Source organism: Aggregatimonas sangjinii, assembly GCF_005943945.1.
Taxonomy (GTDB): domain Bacteria; phylum Bacteroidota; class Bacteroidia; order Flavobacteriales; family Flavobacteriaceae; genus Pelagihabitans; species Pelagihabitans sangjinii.
This window is the reverse complement of the sequence record NZ_CP040710.1, coordinates 2,201,239-2,226,575: the sequence shown is the minus strand read 5'-3', so window position 1 is coordinate 2,226,575 and position 25,337 is coordinate 2,201,239. Positions and strand designations below refer to the sequence as shown.

The following is a 25,337-nucleotide window of genomic DNA, read 5'->3' as shown; positions in this document are numbered from 1 at the left end:
CTGTACTGACATTTTTAAAATTACAGCAATCAATAATCGGAATAATCGGTGGGGTAGAGCAACTTGGTGTCATTTCGCGAAACCGTATTTTGATATTTGGGCACTTTTTTTAGCTCGGCCCATTCCGGGGAATCACCAAAAGCCTTCCAATTGGCATCCCTGGTTTCCATGTTCGCATGAGTGGTCATGTACATCAAATTGGGCATTTGGGCTCCGGAAAGCACTTCCGCATAAAAAACGGCATTGAACCCCAACCGATTAAAGAGGCGTACTTCTCCTCCCGCATTGAACATATCCACCTTCTTTCTGTAAAGATCTTCGGTGGCCGCTTCGTAGCTCCGTAATTCATAAATTCTATCCTTTCGAGGACCCTCGAGCTTTGAGGCCCTCATTTCCGGCATTTCTGTGAACGCCTTCATCAATACCGATGTTATGCGTTGGTAAGGCGGGGCATCGTGGGCGGCATTGAGATAGGCTGCGCCCGCTGCCAGATAAATCTCGTCCTTCATCAGCGTATTTTCCAAAAGGCTGAACTGCGCCAAGGAATTGAAAGGAATAAGTACATAGGTTCTTTTTAGGGTTAAGCTATCGGTTGCTATGGGTTTGAAAACACCAACATCATCGATATCAAGTCGCTTTAATGCCGGTAGAAAGGCATTTTCAAGATATTCATCGGTAAGCTGCTGTTGGGTCTCATTCTCAAAAGAATATACCTTAAGTTGATAATATTCCCGCGCCTGTGAGAAAGAATTTACTGTCGCTACCAAAAAGCATAGGGAAAATAAAAGGGTTCTAAATTTCATATTTCAATTTTAGGATCAACACGGGCAATCACATACGCAGCATAGCAATCGGAATCAAGGTCTACAACTATTTTTGTCAAGCTCGTTCATTTGAGCCTTCGGTCCTAAGGTCTACATCGCATACGAACTTAATGAAAATTGCGATCAATCGTTTCAGCAGGCAGGACGATGATAACGGTCAAACGATTACCGATTCGTTTTTTAGAAAGATACTGTTTTTTCAAAGCAAACACTGTTTTCAATCCCAGCATACTGCCCGTAGTTTGGAATAACCTTATATCCATTTTTTCTGTATAAGGCAATGGCCTCCGGTTGTCGCTTGCCCGTTTCAAGAATGCAGCGTGTATACCCCAATTCAAGCGTCCATTGCTCCAAAGCCGCCAATAGGGTAGTGGCGATAGACCTGCCACGGTAATCTGGTAAGACGTACATTCGTTTAACTTCCATGGTATACGAATCGAATTGTTTAACGGCGCCACAGCCTATAGCGATATCATTTTCGTAAACGACCAGCGCATGTTTCAATTCCTGAATACTATTGAACTGATGATAAAAAGCATGTTCCTCGCCGTCACGTTCGGCCAAATCGGCATCGAGTAACGCGACCAAGTTGATAAAGTCCTGATTGTCGGATGTAGTTCTGTGAAGCTTCATCATATTAAACGTACTTACACCTGTATCGAAACGCCCTCGGCGCTGCCCTTTAGAGCAGAATCGAAGTAAAAATCAATTCGTCCCAAATGTAGCCCAAAACAACCCACTTGATTGACGAGGACATTGTTGCCGGCCATATTTTTTACGATGCTAGGTTTGTCTAAAAATGTATGGGTATGCCCACCGATTACTAAATCCGTATACTTGGTCTTAGCCGCCAATTCAAGATCGTTGGGTTTCTGTTCCCTTGCATATTGGTAGCCCAGATGTGACAAGCAAACGATGATATCGCATCCTTCTTCTAATTTAAGTCTTCGCTCGCAATCATAGGCAATTTCATAAGGGTTAAGGTAAACGGTTTCCTTGAACAGACGTTTGCCAACAAGACCATCGAGCTCGATTCCTAGTCCGTACACGCCGATTTTTATGCCATCTACGGTATAAATATCGTACGGTTTTACATGCCCATTCATTACGGTATTGCTAAAATCGTAGTTTGCACTGAGCAGCTGAAATTTGGCATTGGGTAACTGTGCGAATAGACCATCTATGCCATTATCAAAATCGTGGTTGCCAATGGTCGCTGCGTCGTATTTTAGCATCGACATGAGTTTAAATTCCAATTCGCCGCCATAAAAATTAAAGTAGGGCGTGCCCTGAAAAATATCACCGGCATCAAATAATAGCGTGTTCGGATTTTCCTGTCGAATTCGATTCACTAGGGACGCTCTTCTCGCGACCCCGCCAAGATTGCCCCAAGTAGCGTGGTCTCTCGGGAACGCATCGATATGACTATGCACATCATTGGTATGTAGAATAGTTATTTTTTTACTCCGTGGTCTCGCGCATGAACTAAGCGGAAGGCCGCCTAAGCCGAGAAATGTTGCCGCAGCCGCTGTTTCACCAATAAAGGTTCTTCTATTCATTTATAATATCTTGTCGTAAATTTTAAGCCCACCAACTACAGAAGTTTTCAAGCCTCTTTATTGGTTCAAAAGTCTTGTAAACGCAATGGTAGGTGTATTCTTTTCTTGAATTACCTCCTACATTTTAAAGCCTTGATTTATATCTTCATACTTTAGAGCATATGACGCAAATACGCTGATCGAATAGGTATGCCACCCTGTTTGAACTTTTATAATTCAAGCGATGCTAGCGTTATAAGCTATAAACCCTATTGTCAATGACAGCCCACAAGGTATCTGCCTTTTTAAAATAGTCGATCATCGCATTGCGAATGAGATAATCGGTATTAGTGGTTCCCAAGGCCTCTTTGAAAAACAACATAGAATCCCCTCCGTTTACCAAATAATCGCTGGTGGCGACATAGTACCGTTGATCCATGACCAATGGCTTTCCGGATAGTCGTATTTCGTGCAAACTCCCGTCGGATTTTAAAACGATTTGTACTTCTTTTGAAATGGGATGGGGTTGTTCTGCTTCCAGCAGATAATCGACCATTTTCATAACCGATTTCCCGTTAAGCTCAACCACTATGATGGTGTTTTCGAACGGCATGACCTCATACGCGGTTCTGGCGGAAACCTTGCCCTTTGATATCTGTGAGCGGATGCCCCCGTAATTTAATAGGGCAAAATCGAGATCCTTCCCCGTTCGGGATTTGAAAATAGGACCGGCCTGCAAAACGATCAGGTCCGCCATCAAGTTTCCAATATCGGTATTGTAGCGTCCATTGGCCTTGTCAAAGGTTTTGGGTGCATAGGCAAGCGTGCTGTCCAATACTATATTGATTCTTTGCGTGTAGGGAATCAAAAGTTTTTTTACCGAATCGACTTCACCGGCAGTCGAGTCGATCACCATTTGCTCGGCACTCATACGAACGAGCCTGGCCGTTTCTTCCTTACAGGATAAAAGCCCTAAGAAAGTTATAAATATAACAAAATGTTGTATTTTTAAATTCACAATCCTTTTTATCTTGCACCGAAATGGTAAGGTGGATATTTCTTTACATTTGTAACACGCAGTAGCTATTTTCGACGTTTAAGTTGTAGCAATGCGTTCCAAATGTAAAAATACATGATTAAGGGAATAAAAGATAAGTTCAAGTACAAATCGGGCGTAAAATTTTTGAACGCCGCCATGAAGACCCCTTTAGTGCCTGTCGATAGAAGTCATGGCATTACCTCGATCGGTTGTATTGTTGATATGGAGGCATTCGATAAGGCCGAAGAGTTCTATCAATTTCAGGAAGAATACAACCTTAGGCCGAATGCGGTCAAGATTATTGGTTACAAGTCGTATTACGATAAGAATTCGCCTTATTCGACGCCGGTTTTTTCAGATAAGGATTTAGGTTGGAACGGAAAAATCGAGAATAGTTATGCACTCGAATTTTTAAGCCGGGATTATGACTTGTTAGTAAACTACTACAAGCAGGACAATTTGTTGATGAAGTTGATGAGTGTAAAGGCAAAAGCGCGTTTCCGAGTGGGATTTACCGAAATGGATAGTTATTTTAATGATTTGATATTGGATATTCCCTTGAAGGATTTTAAAATATTCAAGTCGGAATTAAAGAAATACCTTGGGGTATTGGACGAGATAAAAAGATGAAAGAACTGATTGGTACAGGGGTAGCTTTGGTTACTCCTTTTAAGGATGATATGTCGGTCGACGAGCACGCCTTGCGCAAAATCGTACAGTATTGTATTGATGGCGGAATTGAATACCTCGTGGCACTGGGTACCACTGGGGAGGCTGTTACCCTTTCAAAATTGGAAAAGCAGTTCGTAGTCGATACCATTGTAGATGCCAACGCCGGACGTCTACCGCTGGTATTGGGTGTAGGGGGCAACGATACCGCCGCCGTGGTCGAAGAACTGAAAACGCTCGATTTGTCCGCTTTCGATGCGGTTCTTTCCGTTTCCCCATATTATAACAGGCCCACACAGGAAGGCATTTATAGGCACTTTGAAGCATTGTCACAAGCTTCGCCCAAGCCAATTATCGTCTACAACGTACCCGGGCGAACTGGCAGTAATATGCTGCCGGAAACCACCTTGCGATTGGCGCGGGATTTTAGCAATATTGTGGCCATTAAAGAGGCTTGTGGTGATATGGACCAGATAAAACAACTTATCGCCGGAAAACCAGAGACGTTTCTCGTCCTTTCAGGTGACGATAGTACAGCATTGCCCACGGTGCTTGAAGGTGGTTCAGGGGTGATATCCGTGCTAGGGCAGGGGCTCCCGAATGAGTTTTCCCAAATGATTACTTTAGGACTGCAAGGCGATAAAGATGAAGCACTAAAATTACACTTTGCCCTGCAGGAGGGGATGGATTTGATTTTCAAGGAAGGAAATCCCGCTGGCATCAAAGCTATCTTCGAGATGTTCGGTCTTAGCAGTGCTAAAGTTCGGCTTCCATTGGTCGAGGCGACCGTCGGCTTGAAAAATAAGATCGGTGCTTTTGTGAAGCAGTTCGACAAAACGGAAGCCTGATACGTTAAATCTTCGCTAAAAAGGTTTTCGAACCCATTGAACACCTTATTTTTACGGATTAAAATATGTTTTTTAAATCCACCTATAATCCCTAATTTTGCAAAATGTTTTTAAGAATACGAAAATTGTTTCCCATTTTTGTACTAGTGCTTTTGGGTGTTTCTTGTAACGAGTACCAAAAAGTACTTAAGAACGAAGATATCAAGGCCAAATATGAGATGGCCGAAGCGTACTACAACGAAGGCGATTTTAAAAGAGGGTTACGGTTATTCGAACAGATAGCCCCGAAATATATCGGGAAACCGCAAGGAGAGCGGGTCATGTTCTTTTTAGCGAACAGTTATTACAAACAAAAAGACTACAATACGGCAACCTACCAGTTCGAACGCTTTATAAAATCGTATCCCAAAAGTGAAAAGTTGGCCGAGGCGTCTTTTCTGGGAGCCAAAAGCACCTATCAATTGAGTCCGGTGTATTCTTTGGATCAAACGGATACGGACAAGGCGCTTTCGAAACTACAGACTTTTATCAATAGTTATTCGGATTCGGAATACTTTGCAGAAGCCAATATCATGGCTCAGGAATTGACGCAGAAGAAAGAAAAGAAGGCCTATGAGATTGCGAAGCAGTACAATAAACTGGGCAAATTCGATTATACGTTCCTTACGCCTGCCATAGCGGCATTTGACAATTTTTTAAGCGATTACCCCGGATCGATATTCAGGGAAGAGGCGATGTTCTATAGGTTTCAATCGGCAACCGAGTTGGGATTGAACAGTTTGAACCGTCTAAAAAAGGAACGTTTTGAAAGTGCAAAAAAACATTATGCTACGCTGATGAAGCAATTTCCAGAAACTAAATTTAAGGAAGATGCCGATCGGCTTTTGGAAGACATCAACAAAGAAATGCAAGTAATGGTTGGCGATACCGCAACTACCAAATAATAATCTTGATATTATGAATATGAATGAACTTAAAAATTCAACAGCATCGGTTTCTACGGTGACCATCAACAAGAACGAGTTTGACAAACCTACCGATAATATTTACGAGGCCATCTCGATTACTGCCAAAAGAGCTGTACAGATCAATTCTGAAATCAAAAAAGAATTGCTGGAAAAACTAGAAGAGTTCGCAACCTATAGCGATAGTCTGGAAGAGGTTTTTGAGAACAAGGAGCAAATCGAAGTTTCCAAATTCTATGAGAAACTCCCGAAGCCGCATGCCTTGGCCGTTGAGGAATGGTTGATGGATAAAATATACCACAGGAACACAGAGAAAGACGTACAGTAGATGCTTAGCGGTAAGAACATCCTCTTAGGTATAACAGGAGGCATCGCCGCTTACAAAACTACGTTTCTAGTTCGTTTACTGATTAAAGCTGGTGCCGATGTCAAAGTGATTTTGACGGAAAGTGCCAGCTCTTTTGTTTCCCCGCTTACGCTGGCTACTCTCTCCAAAAATTCGGCGGTTACTTCCTTTGTGAAAAACGAAGGCAATAGTACCGATTGGAACAACCATGTAGAAATGGGGCTCTGGGCCGATATCATGCTTATCGCTCCAGCGACGGCCAATACCCTTTCAAAAATGGCCAACGGTACCTGTGATAATCTGTTGTTGGCAACCTATCTCTCGGCAAAGTGTCCTGTCTACTTTGCACCGGCCATGGATTTGGATATGTATAAGCATCCCACCACAAAAGTTTCTTTCGAAAAACTAGAATCGTTCGGGAATACCATGATTCCCGCTGCCTCCGGTGAACTAGCGAGTGGCCTGCATGGCGAAGGCCGAATGGCCGAACCAGAGGATATCGTCTCTTTTATCACGACACATCTTTCTGCTGGCTTGCCCTTAAGCGGCAAAAAAATATTGGTAACTGCCGGGCCCACCTATGAAGCCATTGACCCCGTGCGTTTTTTGGGGAACCATTCCACCGGTTTAATGGGTTTTGAACTCGCCGAGGCCGCTGCCGAGCTTGGTGCGCAAGTGACTTTGGTGTCGGGGCCATCGCATCTGACCGTAAGAAATACGAACATTGATGTGCACCGCGTCGTCACCGCTGAAGAAATGTACGAGGCCGCACACAAGGTGTATGGCGCAGTCGACGTGGCGATCTGCGCAGCCGCCGTTGCCGACTACCGGCCTAAGACCGTGGCGAACCAAAAGATAAAAAAAGCCGATACCGAGCTTACCATCGAGTTGACAAAAAATAAGGACATACTCTTGTCATTGGGTGAAATAAAAGAAAACCAGTTTTTGGTAGGCTTTGCGCTGGAGACCGAAAACGAGGTAGAAAACGCCAAGGGAAAACTACACCGTAAAAATCTCGATGCGATCGTGCTGAACTCGTTGAACGACCCGGGAGCGGGCTTTGGTAAGGCAACTAATAAAATCCGTTTTATAGATAAGAATTTAGCGATTAAAACGTTTGATTTAAAGACCAAGGCTGAAGTTGCCGAGGATATCTGGAATGAAATAATTAGCAGAATTCATGCGTAAGGCAATCACAATCCTCATTTTGTTGTTCTCCTTTGGGTTAACCGCCCAAGAGCTCCGATGTACCGTTACGGTAAATTCCGATCAGCTCTCGCAGGGAGACCTGCCGATTTTCAAGACTTTGGAGTCGGCCCTGAATGATTTAGTGAACAAGACCAAATGGACGAATCGGAAGGTAAAGGACAACGAACGCATTAGTGCCCAGATGTTCATTACAATAACCAATTACCAATCGAATCGATTCGAGGGCAACATTCAGATACAGTCTTCACGACCGGTATACAATACCTCCTACGAGACCCCGGTGTTCAATTATAAGGATGGGGATTTCAATTTTAGCTATACGGAGTTTCAACCGTTGGTCTTCAATGAAAATGCGTTCGAATCGAATCTGTTGAGTGTGGTGGCGTATTATGTTTATGTCGTATTAGGTTTGGATGCCGATACCTTTTCCCTTGAAGGCGGTAATGATCATTTCAGGAAAGCCCAAAATATAGTCACACAGGCGCAGGGCAATAACGCATCCGGATGGGACAGTTCCGAAAATAGAGGCCGCTTTCAATTAATCGACAATATGCTATCGAATACCTACCGCGAATACCGTGTGGCGATGTACAATTATCATCGCAAAGGAATGGATGTATTGGCCGATAACAATAGTACTGGAAAGCAGGTCATTGCGGGCACCATGAAACTATTTGAGACCATGATCAAACGCCGTCCCAATGCCTTTTTGATTCAAACCTTCTTTGAAGCGAAATCCGATGAAATCCAAAGCATCTTCTCCGATGGCCCAAAAATGGATATCGTAAAATTAAAAGAGACCCTGAACAGGGTGGCTCCTTTCTACTCGAGTACTTGGAATGATATCAAGTACTAGACTCGTTTCATATTGAAAAATACATCAGTATTTTGGGCATCGTGTTATATTGGAATCCTATTTCGATAAAGATTATATTTACAGCACAAAACTAATCAGCAGTGCTCGTAAACCTCTCCATTAAAAACTTCGCTCTTATTGACGACTTGAACGTATCGTTTACTAAGGGGTTTACGGTAATTACCGGCGAAACCGGAGCAGGGAAATCCATTTTGCTTGGTGCATTGTCTTTAGTCCTGGGAAAACGGGCCGATTTAAGCTCGTTACGTAAAGCCGATGGAAAGTGCGTTATCGAAGCTGAATTCCAGATTGACCACTATGGTCTTAAGGGTTTTTTCAAAACCAATGACTTGGATTATGAACCCCTGACGATAGTTCGTCGCGAAATCTTGCCCAGTGGAAAGTCAAGGGCCTTTATCAATGATTCCCCAGTTACCTTGGCAATACTATCCGAACTCGGAGGCCGTTTGATCGATGTGCATTCCCAGCACCAGACGCTATTATTGACCGAAAACGATTTTCAATTGAAGTTGATCGACGCCCTAGCGGACAACAAAGACTTATTGCAACGGTATAAAGAAGAATTGAAAACCTTTCAAAAAACCCTAAAAGAGCTGAATCAACTTATTGCATCTCAAAGTGAAGCTATTAAGGAATACGACTACAACAGTTTCTTGCTGCAGGAGTTGGAAAGTGCCCATTTAAAAGAAGGGCTGCAGGATGATTTGGAAACGGAATACGAGCAATTGAACAACGTCGAGACCATTCTTGAACAACTTTCCCAAGGATATGGTTTATTGAACGATGAACAAATGGGACTTCTGGGTTCGCTTGCGCAGTTGAAACAACTTACCAATCGTTTAGAGACTTACGGGCCGGATTTCTCAAAATTGAGTGAACGGGTGCAGTCCGTTTTTTTAGAGCTAGAAGATATCGCCACCGATTTGGAAGCCCAACAAGAGAAGGTCGAAGCCGATCCGCAACGGCTTGAGAAGGTCAATACCAGACTACAATTGTTATACGATTTACAGCGCAAGCACAATGTACAGGAAATTGAAGCGCTATTACACATTCAATCCGAACTTTCGGAAAAGGTAAGCGTTACCGAAAACTTGGAAGAAGACATCAAGGACAAGAAAACCCAACTTGTAAGCGATAAACAGGCTGTGGCGAAGACGGCCAAAGCGATACGAGATTCTAGGCAGGCAGCGATGCCCAAACTAAAAAAGCAATTAGAAGAGAGCTTGGTGCCTCTGGGAATGCCAAGTGTTTCGTTTAAAATGGAAGTTACGCCTTCCAAAGAATTCAAAAACAATGGGCAGGATGATTTGACCTTTCTTTTTTCGGCCAATAAAGGCTCGCAGTACGGCGAATTGAAAAAAGTGGCTTCCGGCGGTGAACTTTCGCGAATCATGTTGGTCATCAAAGCAATTTTGGGTAACTATGAAAACCTACCGACCATGATGTTCGATGAAATCGATACCGGCGTTTCAGGTGAGATTTCGAACAAGATGGGTGATATCATGCACGCAATGAGCAAGAGAATGCAGGTGTTTTCGATTACCCATTTACCCCAGGTCGCTTCAAAAGGCCATCAACACTATAAGGTGTTTAAGGAAGAGGAGGGTGCCACGACCCATACGCGTATGACGCTGCTGGACCAAGACGAGCGGGTAGTGGAGTTAGCCGAAATGCTGGGTGGAAAATCGCTAACCGATTCCGCCATGGCGCACGCTAGGCAATTGTTGAATTAGAACTCATCTTCTTGGGCAAAGTAAACTATTCATTTTGTCGCGATACCCGAATTTGACGGTATGATAAATCGAAAACCGCGAAAACCTACGGAGAACGCTGAACTTTATAAAAAACTGCCAATTTTTTTAAATACCTTTGAATTCGAACTCGCCTAATAATTATATAACCTAAAAAGATGGGGCGAAACCACTAAAAACTAACTAAAGCCTAAAACATAATGTCGTATAATCTATTAAAAGGTAAAAAGGGAATCATTTTTGGGGCCTTGGACGAGAATTCCATTGCATGGAAAACAGCAGAGCGGGTTCATGCCGAAGGTGGAACCTTTGTGTTGACCAATGCGCCCGTGGCCATGAGAATGGGCAAAATCAACGAATTGGCGGAAAAGACCGGTTCGGAGATTATTCCGGCAGACGCCACTTTGGAGGAGGATTTGGATAATCTCATCAACAAATCGATGGAAATTTTGGGCGGGAAACTCGATTTCGTGCTTCACTCTATCGGAATGTCCGTTAACGTTCGAAAAGGACGTCATTATACTGATGAGAAATACGACTTTACGACCAAAGGCTGGGATATTTCCGCACTTTCATTTCACAAGGTCATGCAGAGCATCTACAAGTCCGATGCCATGAACGAATGGGGCAGTATTGTGGCGCTAACCTACATGGCTTCGCAACGAGTGTTTCCCGATTATAACGATATGGCCGATAACAAAGCCTATTTAGAGTCGGTTGCCCGTAGTTTTGGATATTTCTTTGGTAAAGAGAAGAAAGTACGGGTAAATACGATATCGCAATCGCCCACACCGACTACAGCCGGTACCGGTGTAAAAGGCTTTGATGGCTTTATCAGTTATGCCGAGAAAATGTCCCCATTGGGGAATGCGACCGCTCAGGATTGCGCGGACTATACCGTTACCCTATTTTCAGATTTAACACGCAAGGTAACGATGCAGAACTTATTTCACGACGGTGGGTTTAGCAATACCGGTGTGAGCCAAGAGGTAATCGAATATTTTTCAAAATAGAGTATACGAAATATTACAAAAGCCATTCGCAAAACGGATGGCTTTTATTTTTTAACATAGCGTGATCGACTTTAATTTTTCTTTTATCATTCCGGTATACAACAGACCTGACGAGATCAGGGAACTGCTAGAAAGCCTGGTACTTCAAACGTATAAAAAGCCGTTCGAAATCGTAGTCGTAGAAGATGGTTCTACCTTGGATTCAAAAGCTGTTATCGCTGAATTTGAACAGCATCTGGACATCTCCTACTTTTTCAAAACAAATTCGGGTCCTGGGGATTCCAGAAATTATGGTATGGAACGGGCCAAGGGCAACTACTTTATCATTTTGGATTCCGATTGTATTATTCCCCCGCAATACCTCGAAGTCGCGGAGCAATCGTTGAAGAAGGATTTTGTGCACTGCTATGGAGGCCCCGATGCCGCTCATGACTCCTTTAGTACGGTGCAAAAAGCCATAAATTATGCCATGACCGCCTTATTGACGACTGGCGGTATTCGCGGAAACAAAAACGCGGTAGGCACCTTTCAGCCCAGAAGTTTTAACATGGGCATCTCGAAGGAGGCCTTTGAAAACGTCGGGGGATATGGAAAGATTCATCCTGGCGAAGATCCAGACCTAACTATCAGGATATGGAACAAGGGGTATACAACTAAACTGATTCCCGAAGCTTTTGTGTACCATAAACGCCGTATCGATTGGAATAAATTTTACATACAAGTAAATAAATTCGGAATGGTTAGACCCATTTTAAATAAATGGCACCCCAAAACCGCTAAAATGACCTATTGGTTCCCAACATTTTTTTGCTTTGGATTTTTGGTCGCCTTGATTCTTGCCGCCTTTGGCATTGCATTACCTTTTTGGTTGTACGTGGCCTACTTCACGATCATTTTTATCGATTCGCTTATCAAGAACAAAAGCGTGGCGATTGCATTGCTGTCTCTGGTGGCGGTGTGCATACAGTTCGTGGGTTACGGATACGGCTTTTTAAAATCAACAATGTTGGTTAACTTTAGCAATAAGCCCCCCCAAGAAATTTTTCCCAAATTATTCTTTAAATAAAATCGGACTGTGATAGAGAAAATCAAAAACATCCTAAAAAAGCGAAAGGCGAAGTTGTTCTTTGTGTTTTTGTTTCTTTCCGGTTTGGCATGGTTTATCAGTAATCTATCCAATAGGTATCAAGGCATTTCAACTTTTGAACTTGAATTCGTGAACCCCCCGGATAGTATGATGCTCGTTAACGCATCAAGAAGTACTATGGATGTCAGACTCGATGCCGTTGGTTTTCAATTTTTAATGTTCAACCTGAGTTCCAAAAAGGTGGAGATCAATCTGTCGGATGCCATTAAAAAAGGAGGGAAATACTATTTGACACCTGACAGTGGAAGGCGCCAAATGGAGAAACAGATGACCAACGGGGTTAAGATATTGGATTTTGGGATAGATACGCTGTTCTTCGAGTTTTATGATGTAATAAGTAAGAAAGTCCCCATAAAATCGAAAGCGAAAATTTCTTTCGCACAGAACTATTTATTAGACGGCGCAATTAAAATTACTCCTGATTCTATTGTACTAAAAGGTCCGCAAAACGAAGTCGATTCGATTCAGTTTGTTGAAACCAATGCAATTGAACTATCCGAATTGAACGACGATTTTTCGATAATTGCCAAGTTAACGAAAGCACCTATGCTCGTTAAGACTGAATTTTCCGAAGAACATGCTGTTCTGAGTGGGAAGGTGTCCCGATTTTCGGAGAAGGTCGTTCGTGTGCCGGTCAGCATCATCAATTTACCTGAAAATACCGTAATACAAACGTTTCCCAACGAGGTAAATGTACTGGTCAAAGCGAGTGTCGATGATTTGAAAAAGGTGCGGGCAAGCGATCTTGAGGTAATCGGGGATTACAAATCGGTGGAGGGAAGCGATCAAAATTCTATTGAACTCCGAATTTCAAGGCAGCCGGCCGCTATTCATTCGGTCGGACTCTCCAAAAACCAGGTTGATTTTATCTTGAAACGAGAATGAAGATCGTAGCACTTACAGGAGGGATTGGCAGCGGCAAAAGTACAGTTGCTAAAATGTTCATGGCTCTGGGCGTACCTGTTTACAATTCCGACAAGGAGGCTAAAGCGCTCTTGCACCGCTCCACAAGCATAAAAAACGCCTTGATCGATCTCTTGGGAGAAAAAGCCTTTTCGGGTGAAAAGTTAAACAAAACCTATGTAGCCGACCAAATTTTTGCGGATTCGGCTTTGCTGCAAAAGATGAACAACATTATACATCCTGCCGTTAGGAAGCATTTTCTGAAATGGGCCGCAAAGCAGAAAACGCCTTACGTAATTCAAGAAGCAGCAATAATTTTCGAAAACGGCAACCAAGGCTTTTACGATGCCGTAATTCTTGTAATCGCCCCTCAAGATACACGTATTGAGCGAGTTACAAAAAGGGATGACGTGAGTCGCGAACAGGTTTTGGCCCGAATAGCGAATCAGTGGGATGATAAAAAGAAAATTGCCCTCTCCGATTTTATAATCAATAACATTGATATCGACGCGACCACTGAGAAAGTTTCGGAGATAAATACGGCTCTCCTTGAGAATAGCTAGGGTTCCGGAATTTTAACATTTTTGTTAAGGTTAGGTTAAACGTAGAATACCCTAAGTGTTAAATCTTTAATTTTACTCAAAAGATGAACAAGAAGTTATTTGTTCTTATGGTAGTGCTCATGAGCCTATCGTTGATCGGGATAATTTTTGTCCAAGGTTTTTGGATCAAAAAGTCGGTCGAGGACAAAGAAGAGCAGTTTTCCAACGCCATCTCCCAGGTGCTTGGTAGAATCACCGACAAAGTAGAAGAACGAGAACGTAGAGACTACTATGATAGGTATTTCCTGCAAGACAGTATCGGTGACCCGGTCGAGACCAATCTCAAGAACATCTTTTTCATAGACAGGAATTTGAACACCAATGAAATACTGTACTATTCACACGGTATTTTAGAAGAAAAATACGACATATCATCAACGTTCTTTGACAATGGCAGTGGCACGGATTCTACGACCATATCGAACTTTACCAGCACGCGCAGCAAAACGATTTTCAAACCCAATTATGGGTTGGATGGGCAGAGCCAGCGATTGGATGCAGTAGATAGGTTGGAAAAAATCAATACACTTTCAAGTATTGAGAAAGCCCAGTTCGATGATGTTTTTAGTGAAAATGCGAAACTGGTTCCCATTCACAAGCGTGTTTCCAAGCAGGAATTACAGTTATTGATCGATCGGGAGTTGAAGGATCGTGGGTTGGACGTAGAATACGAATACGGCATTTACAGCAAAGGGCTGCCGACAAAAGTGAAGTCGCGAAAGTTCAAATTCGCGAATACGGCCGTGTACAAGGCTCCTATTTTCGAGGATGAGGATGGTGACACCGATTTTTCGTTACTAATCACTTTTCCGAAGAAAAAGACATTTTTGATTCAGTCTATCTTGGGAATGGCGATTTTGTCGCTTGTGTTTACATTGATTATTGTCGCATCCTATTCCGGGGCGATTTATCAACTTATCCGCCAGAAGCAGATTTCCGAGATAAAGTCGGATTTCATAAACAATATGACGCATGAGTTCAAAACCCCGATTGCGACGATCAACTTGGCGGTAGAGGCCATTCGTAATCCGAAAACCATCGATGACAAGGATAAGGTTATTCGATACCTAGGGATGATTCGGGACGAAAATAAACGGATGCACGCGCAGGTAGAAAATGTATTGCGTATTTCAAAACTTGAGAAGAACCAACTCGATATAAGTAAGGATAGGGTTGACGTGCACGACATAATTGGGGACGCGATTACCCATGTTGAGTTGATGGTACAGGACAAGGGAGGCTATATCGAGACCCATTTCGACGCGAAGAGAACGGAAGTATTGGCAAGTGAAATGCATTTTACGAATGTTATTATCAACATTTTGGACAATGCCATAAAATACTCGCCAGAAGCTCCTAAAATTGATGTGTACACGGAGGTAGCAAAAAATTGGGTGATTATTATGATAAAAGACCAGGGTGCAGGTATGAGCAAAGCGGTCTTAAAAAAAGTTTTTGAAAAGTTTTACAGGGAGCATACTGGGAACATACATAATGTAAAAGGACATGGTTTAGGCCTTTCCTACGTTAAAAAAATTATAGATGACCACCAAGGTGAAGTCTATGCGGAAAGTGAAAAAGGAAAAGGAAGCACTTTCTATATAAAAATGCCTTTAATATAACTACTTATGGAAACAATCAACAAGAAAATTCTTTTGGTCGAAGACGATCCCAATTTTGGTATCGTTTTAAAAGACTATCTGTCAATGAACGATTTTGACGTAACCTTGGCAAAAAATGGTATGGAAGGTTTCGAGAAATTCAAAAAGGACAATTTTGATGTCTGTATTTTGGATGTAATGATGCCTTATAAAGATGGCTTCACCTTGGCCAAAGAGATTCGGGAAAAGAACGAGAACGTGCCCATTGTTTTCCTTACGGCGAAGACGATGAAAGAAGATGTATTGAAAGGTTATAAGGCAGGTGCCGACGACTATTTGAACAAACCATTCGATTCAGAAGTGCTCTTGATGAAGCTTAAAGCTATTATTCAAAGAAAATCCTCTAATAGCTTGGCCGATAGCAAGAAGTTTGAATTTCAGATAGGTGGATTTCATCTGAATTCTAAGCTTCGGTTTTTAAAGTACAAGGATGAGGAGGCCATAAAATTGTCTCCAAAGGAAAATGAATTGTTGCGTCTTTTGGCCTTGCATGAGAATGATTTAATGCCGCGGGAGTTGGCGTTGACCAAGATATGGAGGGATGACAATTACTTTACTTCAAGGAGTATGGACGTATATATCGCCAAACTTCGAAAATACCTGAAAAGGGACCCTACAACGGAAATTTTGAACATACACGGAGAAGGCTTCCGATTGGTCGTCAAAACGGAATAACTTACTTTCCACATGTAATATGAAAGCATCCCAATACACATGGGATGCTTTTTTGGTTTTAGAGACTGTTTGGAAATATCTCGATTATTTTCTTACATCCTCTTTTTGCGCCTTATTTCGTTAACCCCGAGCCTTCGGGTGTGACCGTCCGCGAAGGGCGGATGCTCAAAAATTTTGTCTCATAATACATCAAAAATAGGCTATAACTCCCGATGCTTCGGGACTAATGACATATTTCCAAACAGTCTCTTAGGTTTACGCGATCGAAGACAAAATCTTCGCAACAATTTCTTCGGGCTTCATTTCAATGGCGACCGTGATTGCGTCAGTAGGTATTTCGAGGGCGTCGAATTGTGATTTCAATAAGGCCGTTGGCATGAAATGCCCTTTTCTTTGCTCCAATCTTGCTTGTATTTCGGAAAACGAGCCCTTCAAGTATACAAAAGTAGACTGTTCCTTCAAATCGTACCGCAGAAGATCTCTGTATGACCTTTTCAAGGCGGAACAAGCGATTACAGCACCGGAGTCAACATACTGCTGGGCCAAATGGTTCAAAGTCTTCAACCAGCCCATTCTGTCCTTGTCGGTAAGGGCTTTGCCGGAAGCCATTTTTTCTAGGTTCTCCGCTGGATGGTAATCATCCCCGTCAAAGAAAGGGAAATTCAATTCTTCCGCTAGAAGTTTACCAACGGTTGATTTACCGCAACCCGAGACGCCCATGATGTAGAAAATATTCTTTTGCATTAGGTGGTCTTTAGCTTCTTTTCAATCAATGCAATGACTTCATTTTTATCAATGTCGTAATCAAGCCACAGGATGTCTTCTTGTTTACGGTACCAGGTCAATTGGCGTTTGGCAAAACGCCTCGTATTTTTTTTGATTTCGGAAATGGCGAAATCCAAATCACAATCACCATCAAAATAGGCGAATAGTTCCCGATAGCCGACAGTTTGCAGAGCGTTTAGATTCGCGTGACGGTGTAAGCTTTTCGCCTCTTCCAACAGACCTTGTTTCATCATCAGATCTACCCTTTGGTTAATACGTTCATAAATGACCGCTCTGTCTGCGGCAATCCCCACGGTAATGGTGTTAAAACGTCTAGGGGTGGTCTTTTTTGATAAAAAAGAGGAGTAGGGTTGCCCACTGCCGATACACACTTCCAATGCACGTAGGACCCGATGGGGATTCTTCAAGTCTACCTTTTCGTAGTAATGAGGGTCTAATTGCTTTAGCTGTTTTTTTAGGCTTTCCAATCCGGTTGTGGCAAGTTGTTGATTTAGTCGTTCACGTATTTCAGGATCGACTTCAGGAAAGTCGTCAAGTCCGTAAACCACGGCATCGGTATAGAGTGGGCTGCCACCTACAAGAATGGCTATATCATTTTGAATGTAAAGCTTTTCCAAAAGTTTTAGGGTTTCCCGCTCGAAGTCCCCAACGGTATGGTGCTCAAAGATACTCTTGTGTTGAATAAAATGATGTGGTACGGCATTTAATTCTTCTTTAGACGGCACTGCGGTGCCAATGCGCATTTCTTGGTAGCATTGCCGGGAATCCGCTGAAATGATTTCGGTGTTAAAGTGTCGTGCTAATGCAATGGCCATGCTGGTTTTGCCAATAGCGGTAGGGCCAACGATTGAAATCAATATATTATCCATGCAATTTGCTTCCACAATTATAGCAATGGGTGGCGTCGTCTCTATGCCCCTCTTTGGAACAACTCGTGCACGCTTGGGTATTTAGATGGATTTTAGGTTTTGCACCAGCACCCTGTTTGGTGAATTCCGAGGTAACAATACCTGTAGGCACTGCGATAATCCCATATCCTAATATCATTACGATGGTTGCGATAAGCTGTCCGATAGGGGTCTGTGGTGCAATATCCCCGTAGCCGACGGTGGTAAGGGTAACGATGGCCCAGTAAATAGCTCTTGGGATACTGGTGAAGCCAGAGGCGTCGCTTTCAATCCAATACATAAGGGTGCCCATAATTACCGATAAGATAAGGACAGTGTAAATGAATACGGCTATTTTATTGCGGCTTGCTTTGAGGGCGTTCTTTAATTGCGATGCCTCTCCTAAAAACTGAACCAGTTTTAAAATCCGGAAAATCCTTAGCAAACGTAAGGCCCTGACCGCAAGTAATACTTGAGATCCCACAAAGAAATAAGAGATATAAAGCGGTATGGTCGAGATGAAATCGATAATACCATAAAAGCTTAGGGCATACTTCAGGGGCTTTTTAATGGAAATCAACCGGGCAATATATTCTATGGTAAAAAAAATGGTAACGACCCACTCGCAGGCAAGAAGCGTGTTGTGGTATTTTGCGTCGATTTCCTGTACGCTCTCGAGCATCACTAAGATGACGCTGATAATGATCAAAGCAAATAGCACAATATCGAACCATTTTCCAATAGGCGTATCGGCCTCATAGATAATTTCGTGGAGTTTGTTTCTCCAATTGGTACTTGGTTTTAATTCTCTCACAACTTAGTTGTTGATTTCCAGCGTTTTGATAATCCGTTTCTTGCGTAGGTAGGATGTGATGATGTGATGGGTATTTGCATCGGCCTGCATTGGCGTGATTATCGATTCTAAGATATGCAAATTATTTAGTTGATGGTTGAGCTCGTAGAACCCGTAGCCTTGATACCGTCCATTTTTGATTAAAATCGCGCTGTATTCGCCCATTTCTCGCCCTTTATCGACCAGTACCACATTTTTATTGGTCAAAGTGTATTTGTCTAGGGCTTTTTGTACTTTTAGGTTGTATGCCTCAGCTGATTCTTCCTGCACGCAGGCCCCTTCACATTTGCCTTCAGCTACTTTGGAGCAGGCTTTTTTGGCCTGGGACAGGCCTATAAGTTTAAGACAAAGGCCGAACTCCTTTTCAATTCGACGCACGAAGTTTTCGGCAGATTGAAACCCGTTGAAGGTCAATATCGGATTCTTGCTAAAATCAGCTTTATGGATGGTCAAGGTGATGTATCCGTTTTTATCCTCACTACTATAAAGTGCATGTGAGATGGCTACCGAGCCGTCGGAAGCATTGAACAAAGGTTTGTTTCTTCGCAACTCTGCATATTCCTTCAACGCAGAGACCAACTCGCTGCCCGTACGCTCAAAACGGACTTTCTTGGTCTCTTTTTGAAGTTTTCTTTGTCGGCTGCCTTCTTTTGTAAAATGCTGGTTGACCCGCTTTTTGATGTTACTGCTCTTTCCGATAAAAATAATCTCACCATCCTTATTCAGCATGTAGTACACCCCGGTTTCGGAAGGGAGTGTATCGACAATATTCAATTGTCGCTGCGAAAGTTCTCCTGTAGACTCCTCACGTATAGTGCTCTTTATAATTGATTTATCAATATCTTTCGCAAGTAAAAGTTTAAATAATTTGAGTGTAGCGATAGCATCTCCGTTTGCACGATGGCGATCACTCACCGCGATGCCCAAAGAGCGCACCAACTTGCCTAAGCTATGCGATTCTGCGTCAGGAAGGAGTGTTTTCGATAGGTCAACGGTACACAGCGATTTTCGTTCAAAATCGTAGCCCAATCGTCGGAACTCCGTTCGTAGTATGCGATAATCGAATTGTGCATTGTGTGCCACAAGAACGGTACCTTCGGTAATCTCAACGATTCGTTTGGCCACCTCATGAAACTTAGGGGCCGTGCGAAGCATATTATTGTTGATTCCGGTCAATTTCACGACAAAGGGCTGTATATCTTTTTCAGGATTGACAAGGCTTATAAATTTATCGACCACCTTATCCCCGTCGAATTTATGGATAGCGATTTCCGTAATGCCTTCCTCATTGTATTTTCCTCCTGTAGTCTCAATGTCAAGTATGGCGTACATCTAAAATCTTCCCGTTGTTTTAGCGATTGTTCCGAAATCTATCATCGTATTTCAAAATAACCACTATGTTAATGACCGTTTCGCGCTCCAAAGATACTACTTCCGATGCGTACCATATTGGCACCCTCTTCTATGGCGATTTGGTAATCTCCACTCATGCCCATAGAGAGAATATCGATTTCCGGTAAGGTCTCCTTTGTCTTATCGAAAATTTTTTTAAGGGTTTTGAATTCTCTTCGAATCTGCACTTGGTCATCCGTAAAGGTAGCCATTCCCATAAGGCCGGATATACGCACATTCTTTAGTTGTTGAAATTCGTCGGATGCCAGGATTTGCTTCAGCTCGTCGGCATCCAAGCCGAATTTAGAATCTTCCTCGGCAATATGCATCTGTAGAAGACAATCGACGACCCTGTTGTGTTTTAAGGCTTGTTTGTTGATTTCCTTGAGCAATCTAAAACTATCCACGCCATGCACCAAGGCGACATATTCGGCCATATATTTGACCTTGTTCCGTTGTACATGCCCGATCATATGCCATTGGATATCCTTGGGCATTGACTCCCATTTCCGGGTCATTTCCTGTACCTTGTTTTCCCCGAAGATACGTTGACCCGCATTGTAGGCCTCCATAAGGTCGGCCTCAGGCTTCGTTTTGGACACCGCCACGAGTGTAACCCCAGATGGAAGTGACCGTTTGATTTTGTTTAGATTTTGGGTTATTGACATGGTATATTTTTAAATTTATAGCTACTAGTGCTTTTTTCTACAATTCGTAAATGGTTAACCCGCTTCGCAGTTTTGGTTCAATATAGGTGCTTTTTGGCGGCATCACCAATCCTGCATCGGCAATCGCCTTTATTTCAGAAATGTTCGTTGGAACCAGGCCAAAACCAACGGTGAACGTTCCTTTATCTATTTCATCCTTCATCTTAATGACGTTGTGCTTTCCATGGCCATAGCGTATGCGTTTGTCCTTTCGCAGATCATGAATGCCCAAAATCGGTTCCAGTACTGTCTTATACAAAATTTGAGTGTCGAGCGCGCTGAGTGCATCTGTAAAATCAAAGACTTTTTTTCGCAGGTATAACGAATAAAATTCACCATCTAAGTACATGCTGAAATGATGCTTTTTTGTTGGTTTGTAGAGTGTAGCGCCTCGATTGGTAATTCTGAATACCGCATCGAGCCTTACAAGAAAGGCCTGTTTGGTGAGTCCGTTCAAGTCTTTGATCATGCGATTGAACTCGAAAATGTGTATTTCCGATTCAGGAATCAAATAACTCATAAAAAAATTATAGGGTTCCTTTCCCGTATGGCTTTGATTGGCTTCTTGTAATTTTTTAGCCAATAAATTCGAAGACGCACTGCGATGATGCCCATCCGCGATGTAGAGTGCGGCTATTGCCTTAAAAGCTGTTTGCAAGCTGTGTATGGTATTGGTATCTGAAATCACCCAGAGCGTATGGCAAACGCTATCCGTTGTCGTAAATCGATATTCGGGTTCACTTTCTTTTTCAGTTGCGATGATTTCGCCAATGTTGTTATCGTCCGCGTAGGTCATCAATACGGGTTCTGCGTTGAATTTTACAGTATTTAAATAGTCGGCAAACAATTTTTCTCGCCGCTGTATGGTATCCTCGTGCTTTTTAATGGTATTATTTTGGTATTCTGCGACACTCGTACCGCAAAAAAGACCACAACAACTGAAATGTTCGTTTTCGACCTGATAGAGGTATAAGCATGGGTTCCCATCCTTCAAGAAAATATCTTCCTCTAAAAATTCGAGATACCGGTTGTGTACCAATTGAAAGCGTTCTTGGCCAGAAACGCTTTTGGAATATTTATATCCAGGATTTATAATATGCAAAAACGAAAAGGGATTGTAGGAGAGCTGGCAATTCAATTCCCTACGAGAATAGGATTGATATGATTTGGATGCGACAAAGGAAACTTTATCCTTAGCGGGTCGAATTGCTTTAAAAGGTTTTATAATCGCCATTATGCTGCGGGCATTGTGTTTAGCTAAACTGTGGCGACACTTTTTCGGCCTTTCGGGATTCGGAATAATCATAAAATCCCTCACCGGATTTTACGCCTAATTTACCTGCCATAACCATATTCACCAGCAAGGGGCAAGGTGCGTACTTCGGGTTTTTAAAACCGCCGTACATGACGTTCAAAATGGAAAGGCAAACATCCAACCCGATAAAATCGGCCAATTGAAGCGGCCCCATGGGGTGTGCCATGCCCAATTTCATGACCGTATCGATTTCGACTACCCCCGCGACACCATTGTAAAGTGTTTCAATACTTTCGTTCAGCATGGGCATTAGAATGCGGTTTGCCACGAATCCCGGATAATCGTTCACCTCGGTAGGGGTTTTGCCCAAGACCGCTGAAAGTTCCATAACGGCTTTGGTGGTGGCGTCGGATGTACTGTACCCTCTAATGATCTCTATCAATTTCATGATCGGCACCGGATTCATGAAATGCATGCCAATAACCTTGTCGGGCCGTTTGGTGGCCGCCGCGATACGGGTTATCGATATAGAGGAGGTATTGGTCGCCAAGATGGTGTTCTCGTCGCAGGCAGCATCGAGCTGTTGAAATAGCTTTAATTTCAAATCGGTATTTTCGGTAGCCGCTTCGACCACCAAATCCACGTTCAAGACGCCATTCTTCAGTTCTGTGCTGGTTTTTATGTTGTTGAGGGTTTGCATTTTATCGTTCTCCGATATATGCTCTTTCTGGATCATTCGATCCAGGTTCTTGGCTATGGTCGCCAAACCCTTGTCTAAGGAAGATTGCGAAATATCGATGAGATTTACTTGAAATCCGTTTTGGGCAAAAACATGGGCAATTCCGTTTCCCATTGTTCCTGCGCCCAGTACTGCTATATTTTTCATTGCTAAACCGTTTTATTCAAGAATCGAGATTTGAAACATACTTGCCAACAGGCGGGCTCGTCCCGGGGTCATTTACGCATTTTCGAAGTTGCCAATAATCTGCAGGGCAACTCTTAGCGCGTTGGTTCCCTGTTTGAGGGTAACTATGGGAACGGTATCATTGTTGATGGCCTCGGCAAAGGATTCGAGTTCGTCGAGTATGGCGTTATTGGATAGAACTTCGGGATTTTCAAAGTAAATCTGTTTTTTCACCCCTTCGGCGTTCTGTAATACCATATCGAAATCCCCAATGGTTTCGGGGGCATCCTTCATTTTAACGACTTCCACCTTTTTTTCCAGAAAATCGACCGAGATATAGGCGTCCTTTTGAAAAAATCGGCTTTTACGCATATTTTTCATCGATATCCTGCTAGCCGTAAGATTGGCGACACATCCATTTTGAAATTCTATGCGGGCATTTGCAATATCCGGAGAATTGCTAATGACCGATACGCCGCTCGCATTAATCTGTTTTACCTCGGAATCTACCACACTCAAGATGGCATCGATATCGTGAATCATCAAATCCAAGACTACGGGCACATCGGTGCCGCGAGGATTGAACTCCGCTAGACGGTGGGTCTCGATAAACATAGGATTGTGAATGGCATCCTTAACCGATGTAAACGCAGGGTTGAAGCGCTCCACATGGCCTACCTGCCCCTTAACCTTGTATTTACCGGTAAGGGTGAGCAATTCTTCAGCTTCTTGCAGGGTATTGGTTACGGGTTTTTCGATAAAAATATGTTTGCCTTTTTCGATGGATTTTTTAGCGCAAGAATAGTGTGACAAAGTGGGTGTAACAATATCTACCACATCGACCGAATCGATTAAGGTATTGATGTTTTCAAAATAGTGGTACCCGAATTCGGCCTCGACTTTCTCGGCATTGATGGCATCCGGGTCGTGAAATCCTATGAGTTCGTATTTTTCGGATTCATTGAGTAGGCGTAGGTGGATTTTCCCCAAATGTCCTGCTCCCAAAACTCCAACTTTGAGCATATGTTTTCTTTTCATCAAAAATAGGGAGATTTGTTTAATTACCTTGCGCTTCAAGCGGAATAAGCCGTTTGTATTAGTTTTGTTTTTCCTAAAAGATGATAATACCTTAAATCCACAGATATGCATATAATTTATCTCTTTATCGGGTTATGTTCGATGACAATGATACGAGCCCAAGACCCTATAACGCTTCAAAAGGACATTGACCAAAATGTTTGGAAACCGTTTCAGTTGGCCTTTGAAAATAACGACGGCCCGGGGCTAAATTCGTTGTATGCAGAGGAGGTCTTACGAGTAACCCCTGCCGGAATCGATACCGAGAATGAATTCAAAGCTGCCAATCTAAAGCGATTTGAAGAAAATAGAGCCAAGAAAACCAGTGTACAATTGGATTTTTGGTTCGACAGCAGAAAAACCAATGCGACGACTTCTTATGAAGTAGGTTTTTACAGAATTCTGATGAGCAATACCGATGGTGTAAATACGATTTACGGGCAATTTCATATCGTGCTTAAAAAAATCGATGGAGTATGGAAAATTGTCCAGGACTGGGATACGGCGACCATTGGAGGTATACCCATAAAGGCCACGGATTTTGAGAGGCAGCAGCCGATACGGTTTGAGTAGCAATGGTCCTAAGTGCTATTTGGGCGTTTAGAGCAAACCCATAGATGGTATAAATTACGGAGTCTACTCAAAAGGGGATTGAGACTCTATTTGGATTTTTTGTATTTGAATTTGCCCTCGAACTTCCTACCTTCGTACCACCAAAACCAAACCTTTGAGAGACACATTAAAACATCGGGGCATGCGCAACAAACTGGCGGAAATTCTTGCCGGAAAGGGCATTACCGACGAAAAAGTATTGAATGCCATTAAGAGCGTTCCCCGACATTTGTTCATGGATAGCAGTTTCGAGGGCCACGCCTATCAGGATAAGGCCTTTCCGATTGCGGCCGACCAAACAATCTCACAACCTTATACCGTGGCATTTCAAACGGAACTACTTCAAATCAGCCCCAATCATAAAATTCTGGAAATAGGAACGGGAAGCGGGTATCAAACGGCCGTCCTGTTGCATTTAAAAGCAAAAGTATTTACCATAGAGCGACAATTGGAACTGTTTAAAAAAACAAGTTTGTTCTTTAAAAAAATGGGATACAGGCCTAAGAAGGCCATTTTCGGCGATGGCTACAAGGGAATACCCGAAGAGGCGCCGTTTGATGGTATTGTAGTGACGGCCGGTGCTCCCGAAGTGCCAAAAGCACTAATGGCGCAACTGAAAATAGGAGGGCGTTTGATTATCCCTGTTGGCAACGAGACCCAGGTCATGACCTTGTTCACCCGTAAATCGGAAAAGGAATTCGAAAAGGAGGAATTGGGTAATTTTCGTTTCGTACCCTTGTTGGCCGATAAGAATTAAATGGTATTTAAAAGTTCTAAGGGCACAATATTTCCATAAG

General features: G+C 42.9%; 27 protein-coding genes. 15 read left to right on the top strand and 12 right to left on the bottom strand.

Annotated elements, in window-relative coordinates:
- Positions 1–29 precede the first annotated feature (29 nt).
- The 4 genes from FGM00_RS09140 to FGM00_RS09125 all read right to left on the bottom strand — a co-directional run bounded on the left by FGM00_RS09140 (position 30) and on the right by FGM00_RS09125 (position 3,380).
- Positions 30–803 carry an NIPSNAP family protein gene (locus FGM00_RS09140; protein ID WP_138852613.1) on the bottom strand — a complete coding sequence of 258 codons (774 nt, stop codon included), beginning with the start codon at positions 801–803 and terminating at the stop codon, positions 30–32.
- Between the two features lie 201 nt (positions 804–1,004).
- Positions 1,005–1,460, bottom strand: coding sequence for a GNAT family N-acetyltransferase (locus FGM00_RS09135; protein WP_138852612.1), 456 nt, complete (start codon positions 1,458–1,460; stop codon positions 1,005–1,007).
- 11 nt (positions 1,461–1,471) lie between these two features.
- Positions 1,472–2,383 carry a metallophosphatase gene (locus FGM00_RS09130; RefSeq protein ID WP_138852611.1) on the bottom strand — a complete coding sequence of 304 codons (912 nt, stop codon included), beginning with the start codon at positions 2,381–2,383 and terminating at the stop codon, positions 1,472–1,474.
- Positions 2,384–2,615: 232 nt separating this feature from the next.
- Positions 2,616–3,380 (bottom strand): 5'-nucleotidase C-terminal domain-containing protein, encoded by a 765-nt coding sequence (locus FGM00_RS09125; protein ID WP_138852610.1) that lies wholly within the window; start codon positions 3,378–3,380, stop codon positions 2,616–2,618.
- A 114-nt stretch (positions 3,381–3,494) separates the two neighbouring features.
- Between FGM00_RS09125 and FGM00_RS09120 the strand changes: the two genes are divergently transcribed.
- The 13 genes from FGM00_RS09120 to FGM00_RS09060 all read left to right on the top strand — a co-directional run bounded on the left by FGM00_RS09120 (position 3,495) and on the right by FGM00_RS09060 (position 16,067).
- Complete coding sequence (locus FGM00_RS09120) at positions 3,495–4,031, top strand: DUF6913 domain-containing protein (protein ID WP_138852609.1); 537 nt, start codon at positions 3,495–3,497, stop codon at positions 4,029–4,031.
- Positions 4,028–4,918 (top strand): 4-hydroxy-tetrahydrodipicolinate synthase, encoded by an 891-nt coding sequence (gene dapA / locus FGM00_RS09115; protein ID WP_138852608.1) that lies wholly within the window; start codon positions 4,028–4,030, stop codon positions 4,916–4,918. The genes FGM00_RS09120 and dapA overlap by 4 nt, the downstream gene beginning before the upstream one ends.
- Before the next feature lie 104 nt (positions 4,919–5,022).
- The gene (locus FGM00_RS09110) at positions 5,023–5,862 is read left to right on the top strand and encodes an outer membrane protein assembly factor BamD (RefSeq protein ID WP_138852607.1); all 840 of its coding nucleotides are present in this window, start codon (positions 5,023–5,025) and stop codon (positions 5,860–5,862) included.
- 19 nt (positions 5,863–5,881) lie between these two features.
- Positions 5,882–6,211 (top strand): DNA-directed RNA polymerase subunit omega, encoded by a 330-nt coding sequence (locus FGM00_RS09105; RefSeq protein WP_138852606.1) that lies wholly within the window; start codon positions 5,882–5,884, stop codon positions 6,209–6,211.
- Positions 6,212–7,417, top strand: coding sequence for a bifunctional phosphopantothenoylcysteine decarboxylase/phosphopantothenate--cysteine ligase CoaBC (gene coaBC, locus FGM00_RS09100; RefSeq protein ID WP_138852605.1), 1,206 nt, complete (start codon positions 6,212–6,214; stop codon positions 7,415–7,417).
- Positions 7,410–8,294, top strand: a complete 885-nt coding sequence (gene porD / locus FGM00_RS09095; RefSeq protein WP_138852604.1) for a type IX secretion system protein PorD — start codon at positions 7,410–7,412, stop codon at positions 8,292–8,294. Before coaBC ends, porD begins: the two co-directional genes overlap by 8 nt.
- 101 nt (positions 8,295–8,395) lie before the next feature.
- A complete protein-coding gene (gene recN / locus FGM00_RS09090) occupies positions 8,396–10,048 on the top strand; it encodes a DNA repair protein RecN (RefSeq protein ID WP_138852603.1) in 1,653 nt (550 codons plus the stop codon).
- A gap of 218 nt (positions 10,049–10,266) precedes the next feature.
- Positions 10,267–11,079: an enoyl-ACP reductase FabI gene (locus FGM00_RS09085; RefSeq protein ID WP_138852602.1), complete on the top strand. Its 813-nt coding sequence runs from the start codon at positions 10,267–10,269 to the stop codon at positions 11,077–11,079.
- 64 nt (positions 11,080–11,143) lie between these two features.
- Positions 11,144–12,145, top strand: a complete 1,002-nt coding sequence (locus tag FGM00_RS09080) for a glycosyltransferase family 2 protein (protein WP_138854669.1) — start codon at positions 11,144–11,146, stop codon at positions 12,143–12,145.
- A 9-nt stretch (positions 12,146–12,154) separates the two neighbouring features.
- The gene (locus FGM00_RS09075; RefSeq protein WP_138852601.1) at positions 12,155–13,111 is read left to right on the top strand and encodes a CdaR family protein; all 957 of its coding nucleotides are present in this window, start codon (positions 12,155–12,157) and stop codon (positions 13,109–13,111) included.
- Positions 13,108–13,692, top strand: coding sequence for a dephospho-CoA kinase (coaE, locus tag FGM00_RS09070; protein WP_138852600.1), 585 nt, complete (start codon positions 13,108–13,110; stop codon positions 13,690–13,692). Before FGM00_RS09075 ends, coaE begins: the two co-directional genes overlap by 4 nt.
- Positions 13,693–13,775: 83 nt before the next feature.
- Positions 13,776–15,353 carry a sensor histidine kinase gene (locus FGM00_RS09065; protein WP_138852599.1) on the top strand — a complete coding sequence of 526 codons (1,578 nt, stop codon included), beginning with the start codon at positions 13,776–13,778 and terminating at the stop codon, positions 15,351–15,353.
- Between the two features lie 6 nt (positions 15,354–15,359).
- Positions 15,360–16,067 (top strand): response regulator transcription factor, encoded by a 708-nt coding sequence (locus tag FGM00_RS09060; protein WP_138852598.1) that lies wholly within the window; start codon positions 15,360–15,362, stop codon positions 16,065–16,067.
- 255 nt (positions 16,068–16,322) lie between these two features.
- Here FGM00_RS09060 and FGM00_RS09055 read toward each other — a convergent pair whose 3' ends face one another.
- From FGM00_RS09055 to FGM00_RS09020, 8 genes are all read right to left on the bottom strand, one after another.
- Positions 16,323–16,811 carry a gluconokinase gene (locus FGM00_RS09055; protein WP_138852597.1) on the bottom strand — a complete coding sequence of 163 codons (489 nt, stop codon included), beginning with the start codon at positions 16,809–16,811 and terminating at the stop codon, positions 16,323–16,325.
- Complete coding sequence (gene miaA, locus FGM00_RS09050; RefSeq protein ID WP_138852596.1) at positions 16,811–17,722, bottom strand: tRNA (adenosine(37)-N6)-dimethylallyltransferase MiaA; 912 nt, start codon at positions 17,720–17,722, stop codon at positions 16,811–16,813. Before miaA ends, FGM00_RS09055 begins: the two co-directional genes overlap by 1 nt.
- Entirely contained in the window at positions 17,715–18,554 is an 840-nt protein-coding gene (locus tag FGM00_RS09045; protein ID WP_138852595.1) for an ion transporter, read from the bottom strand. The genes miaA and FGM00_RS09045 overlap by 8 nt, the downstream gene beginning before the upstream one ends.
- Before the next feature lie 3 nt (positions 18,555–18,557).
- The gene (locus FGM00_RS09040) at positions 18,558–19,925 is read right to left on the bottom strand and encodes an exonuclease domain-containing protein (protein ID WP_138852594.1); all 1,368 of its coding nucleotides are present in this window, start codon (positions 19,923–19,925) and stop codon (positions 18,558–18,560) included.
- A gap of 68 nt (positions 19,926–19,993) precedes the next feature.
- Entirely contained in the window at positions 19,994–20,653 is a 660-nt protein-coding gene (locus FGM00_RS09035; RefSeq protein WP_138852593.1) for a YggS family pyridoxal phosphate-dependent enzyme, read from the bottom strand.
- Positions 20,654–20,690: 37 nt separating this feature from the next.
- Entirely contained in the window at positions 20,691–21,926 is a 1,236-nt protein-coding gene (locus FGM00_RS09030; RefSeq protein WP_138852592.1) for a DUF1015 domain-containing protein, read from the bottom strand.
- 19 nt (positions 21,927–21,945) lie between these two features.
- Positions 21,946–22,833 (bottom strand): 3-hydroxybutyryl-CoA dehydrogenase, encoded by an 888-nt coding sequence (locus FGM00_RS09025; protein ID WP_138852591.1) that lies wholly within the window; start codon positions 22,831–22,833, stop codon positions 21,946–21,948.
- 72 nt (positions 22,834–22,905) lie between these two features.
- The gene (locus FGM00_RS09020) at positions 22,906–23,874 is read right to left on the bottom strand and encodes a Gfo/Idh/MocA family protein (RefSeq protein WP_138854668.1); all 969 of its coding nucleotides are present in this window, start codon (positions 23,872–23,874) and stop codon (positions 22,906–22,908) included.
- Positions 23,875–23,994: 120 nt separating this feature from the next.
- Between FGM00_RS09020 and FGM00_RS09015 the strand changes: the two genes are divergently transcribed.
- Positions 23,995–24,501, top strand: a complete 507-nt coding sequence (locus FGM00_RS09015; protein ID WP_138852590.1) for a DUF4440 domain-containing protein — start codon at positions 23,995–23,997, stop codon at positions 24,499–24,501.
- A 154-nt stretch (positions 24,502–24,655) separates the two neighbouring features.
- Complete coding sequence (locus tag FGM00_RS09010) at positions 24,656–25,297, top strand: protein-L-isoaspartate(D-aspartate) O-methyltransferase (protein WP_138852589.1); 642 nt, start codon at positions 24,656–24,658, stop codon at positions 25,295–25,297.
- Positions 25,298–25,337 lie beyond the last annotated feature (40 nt).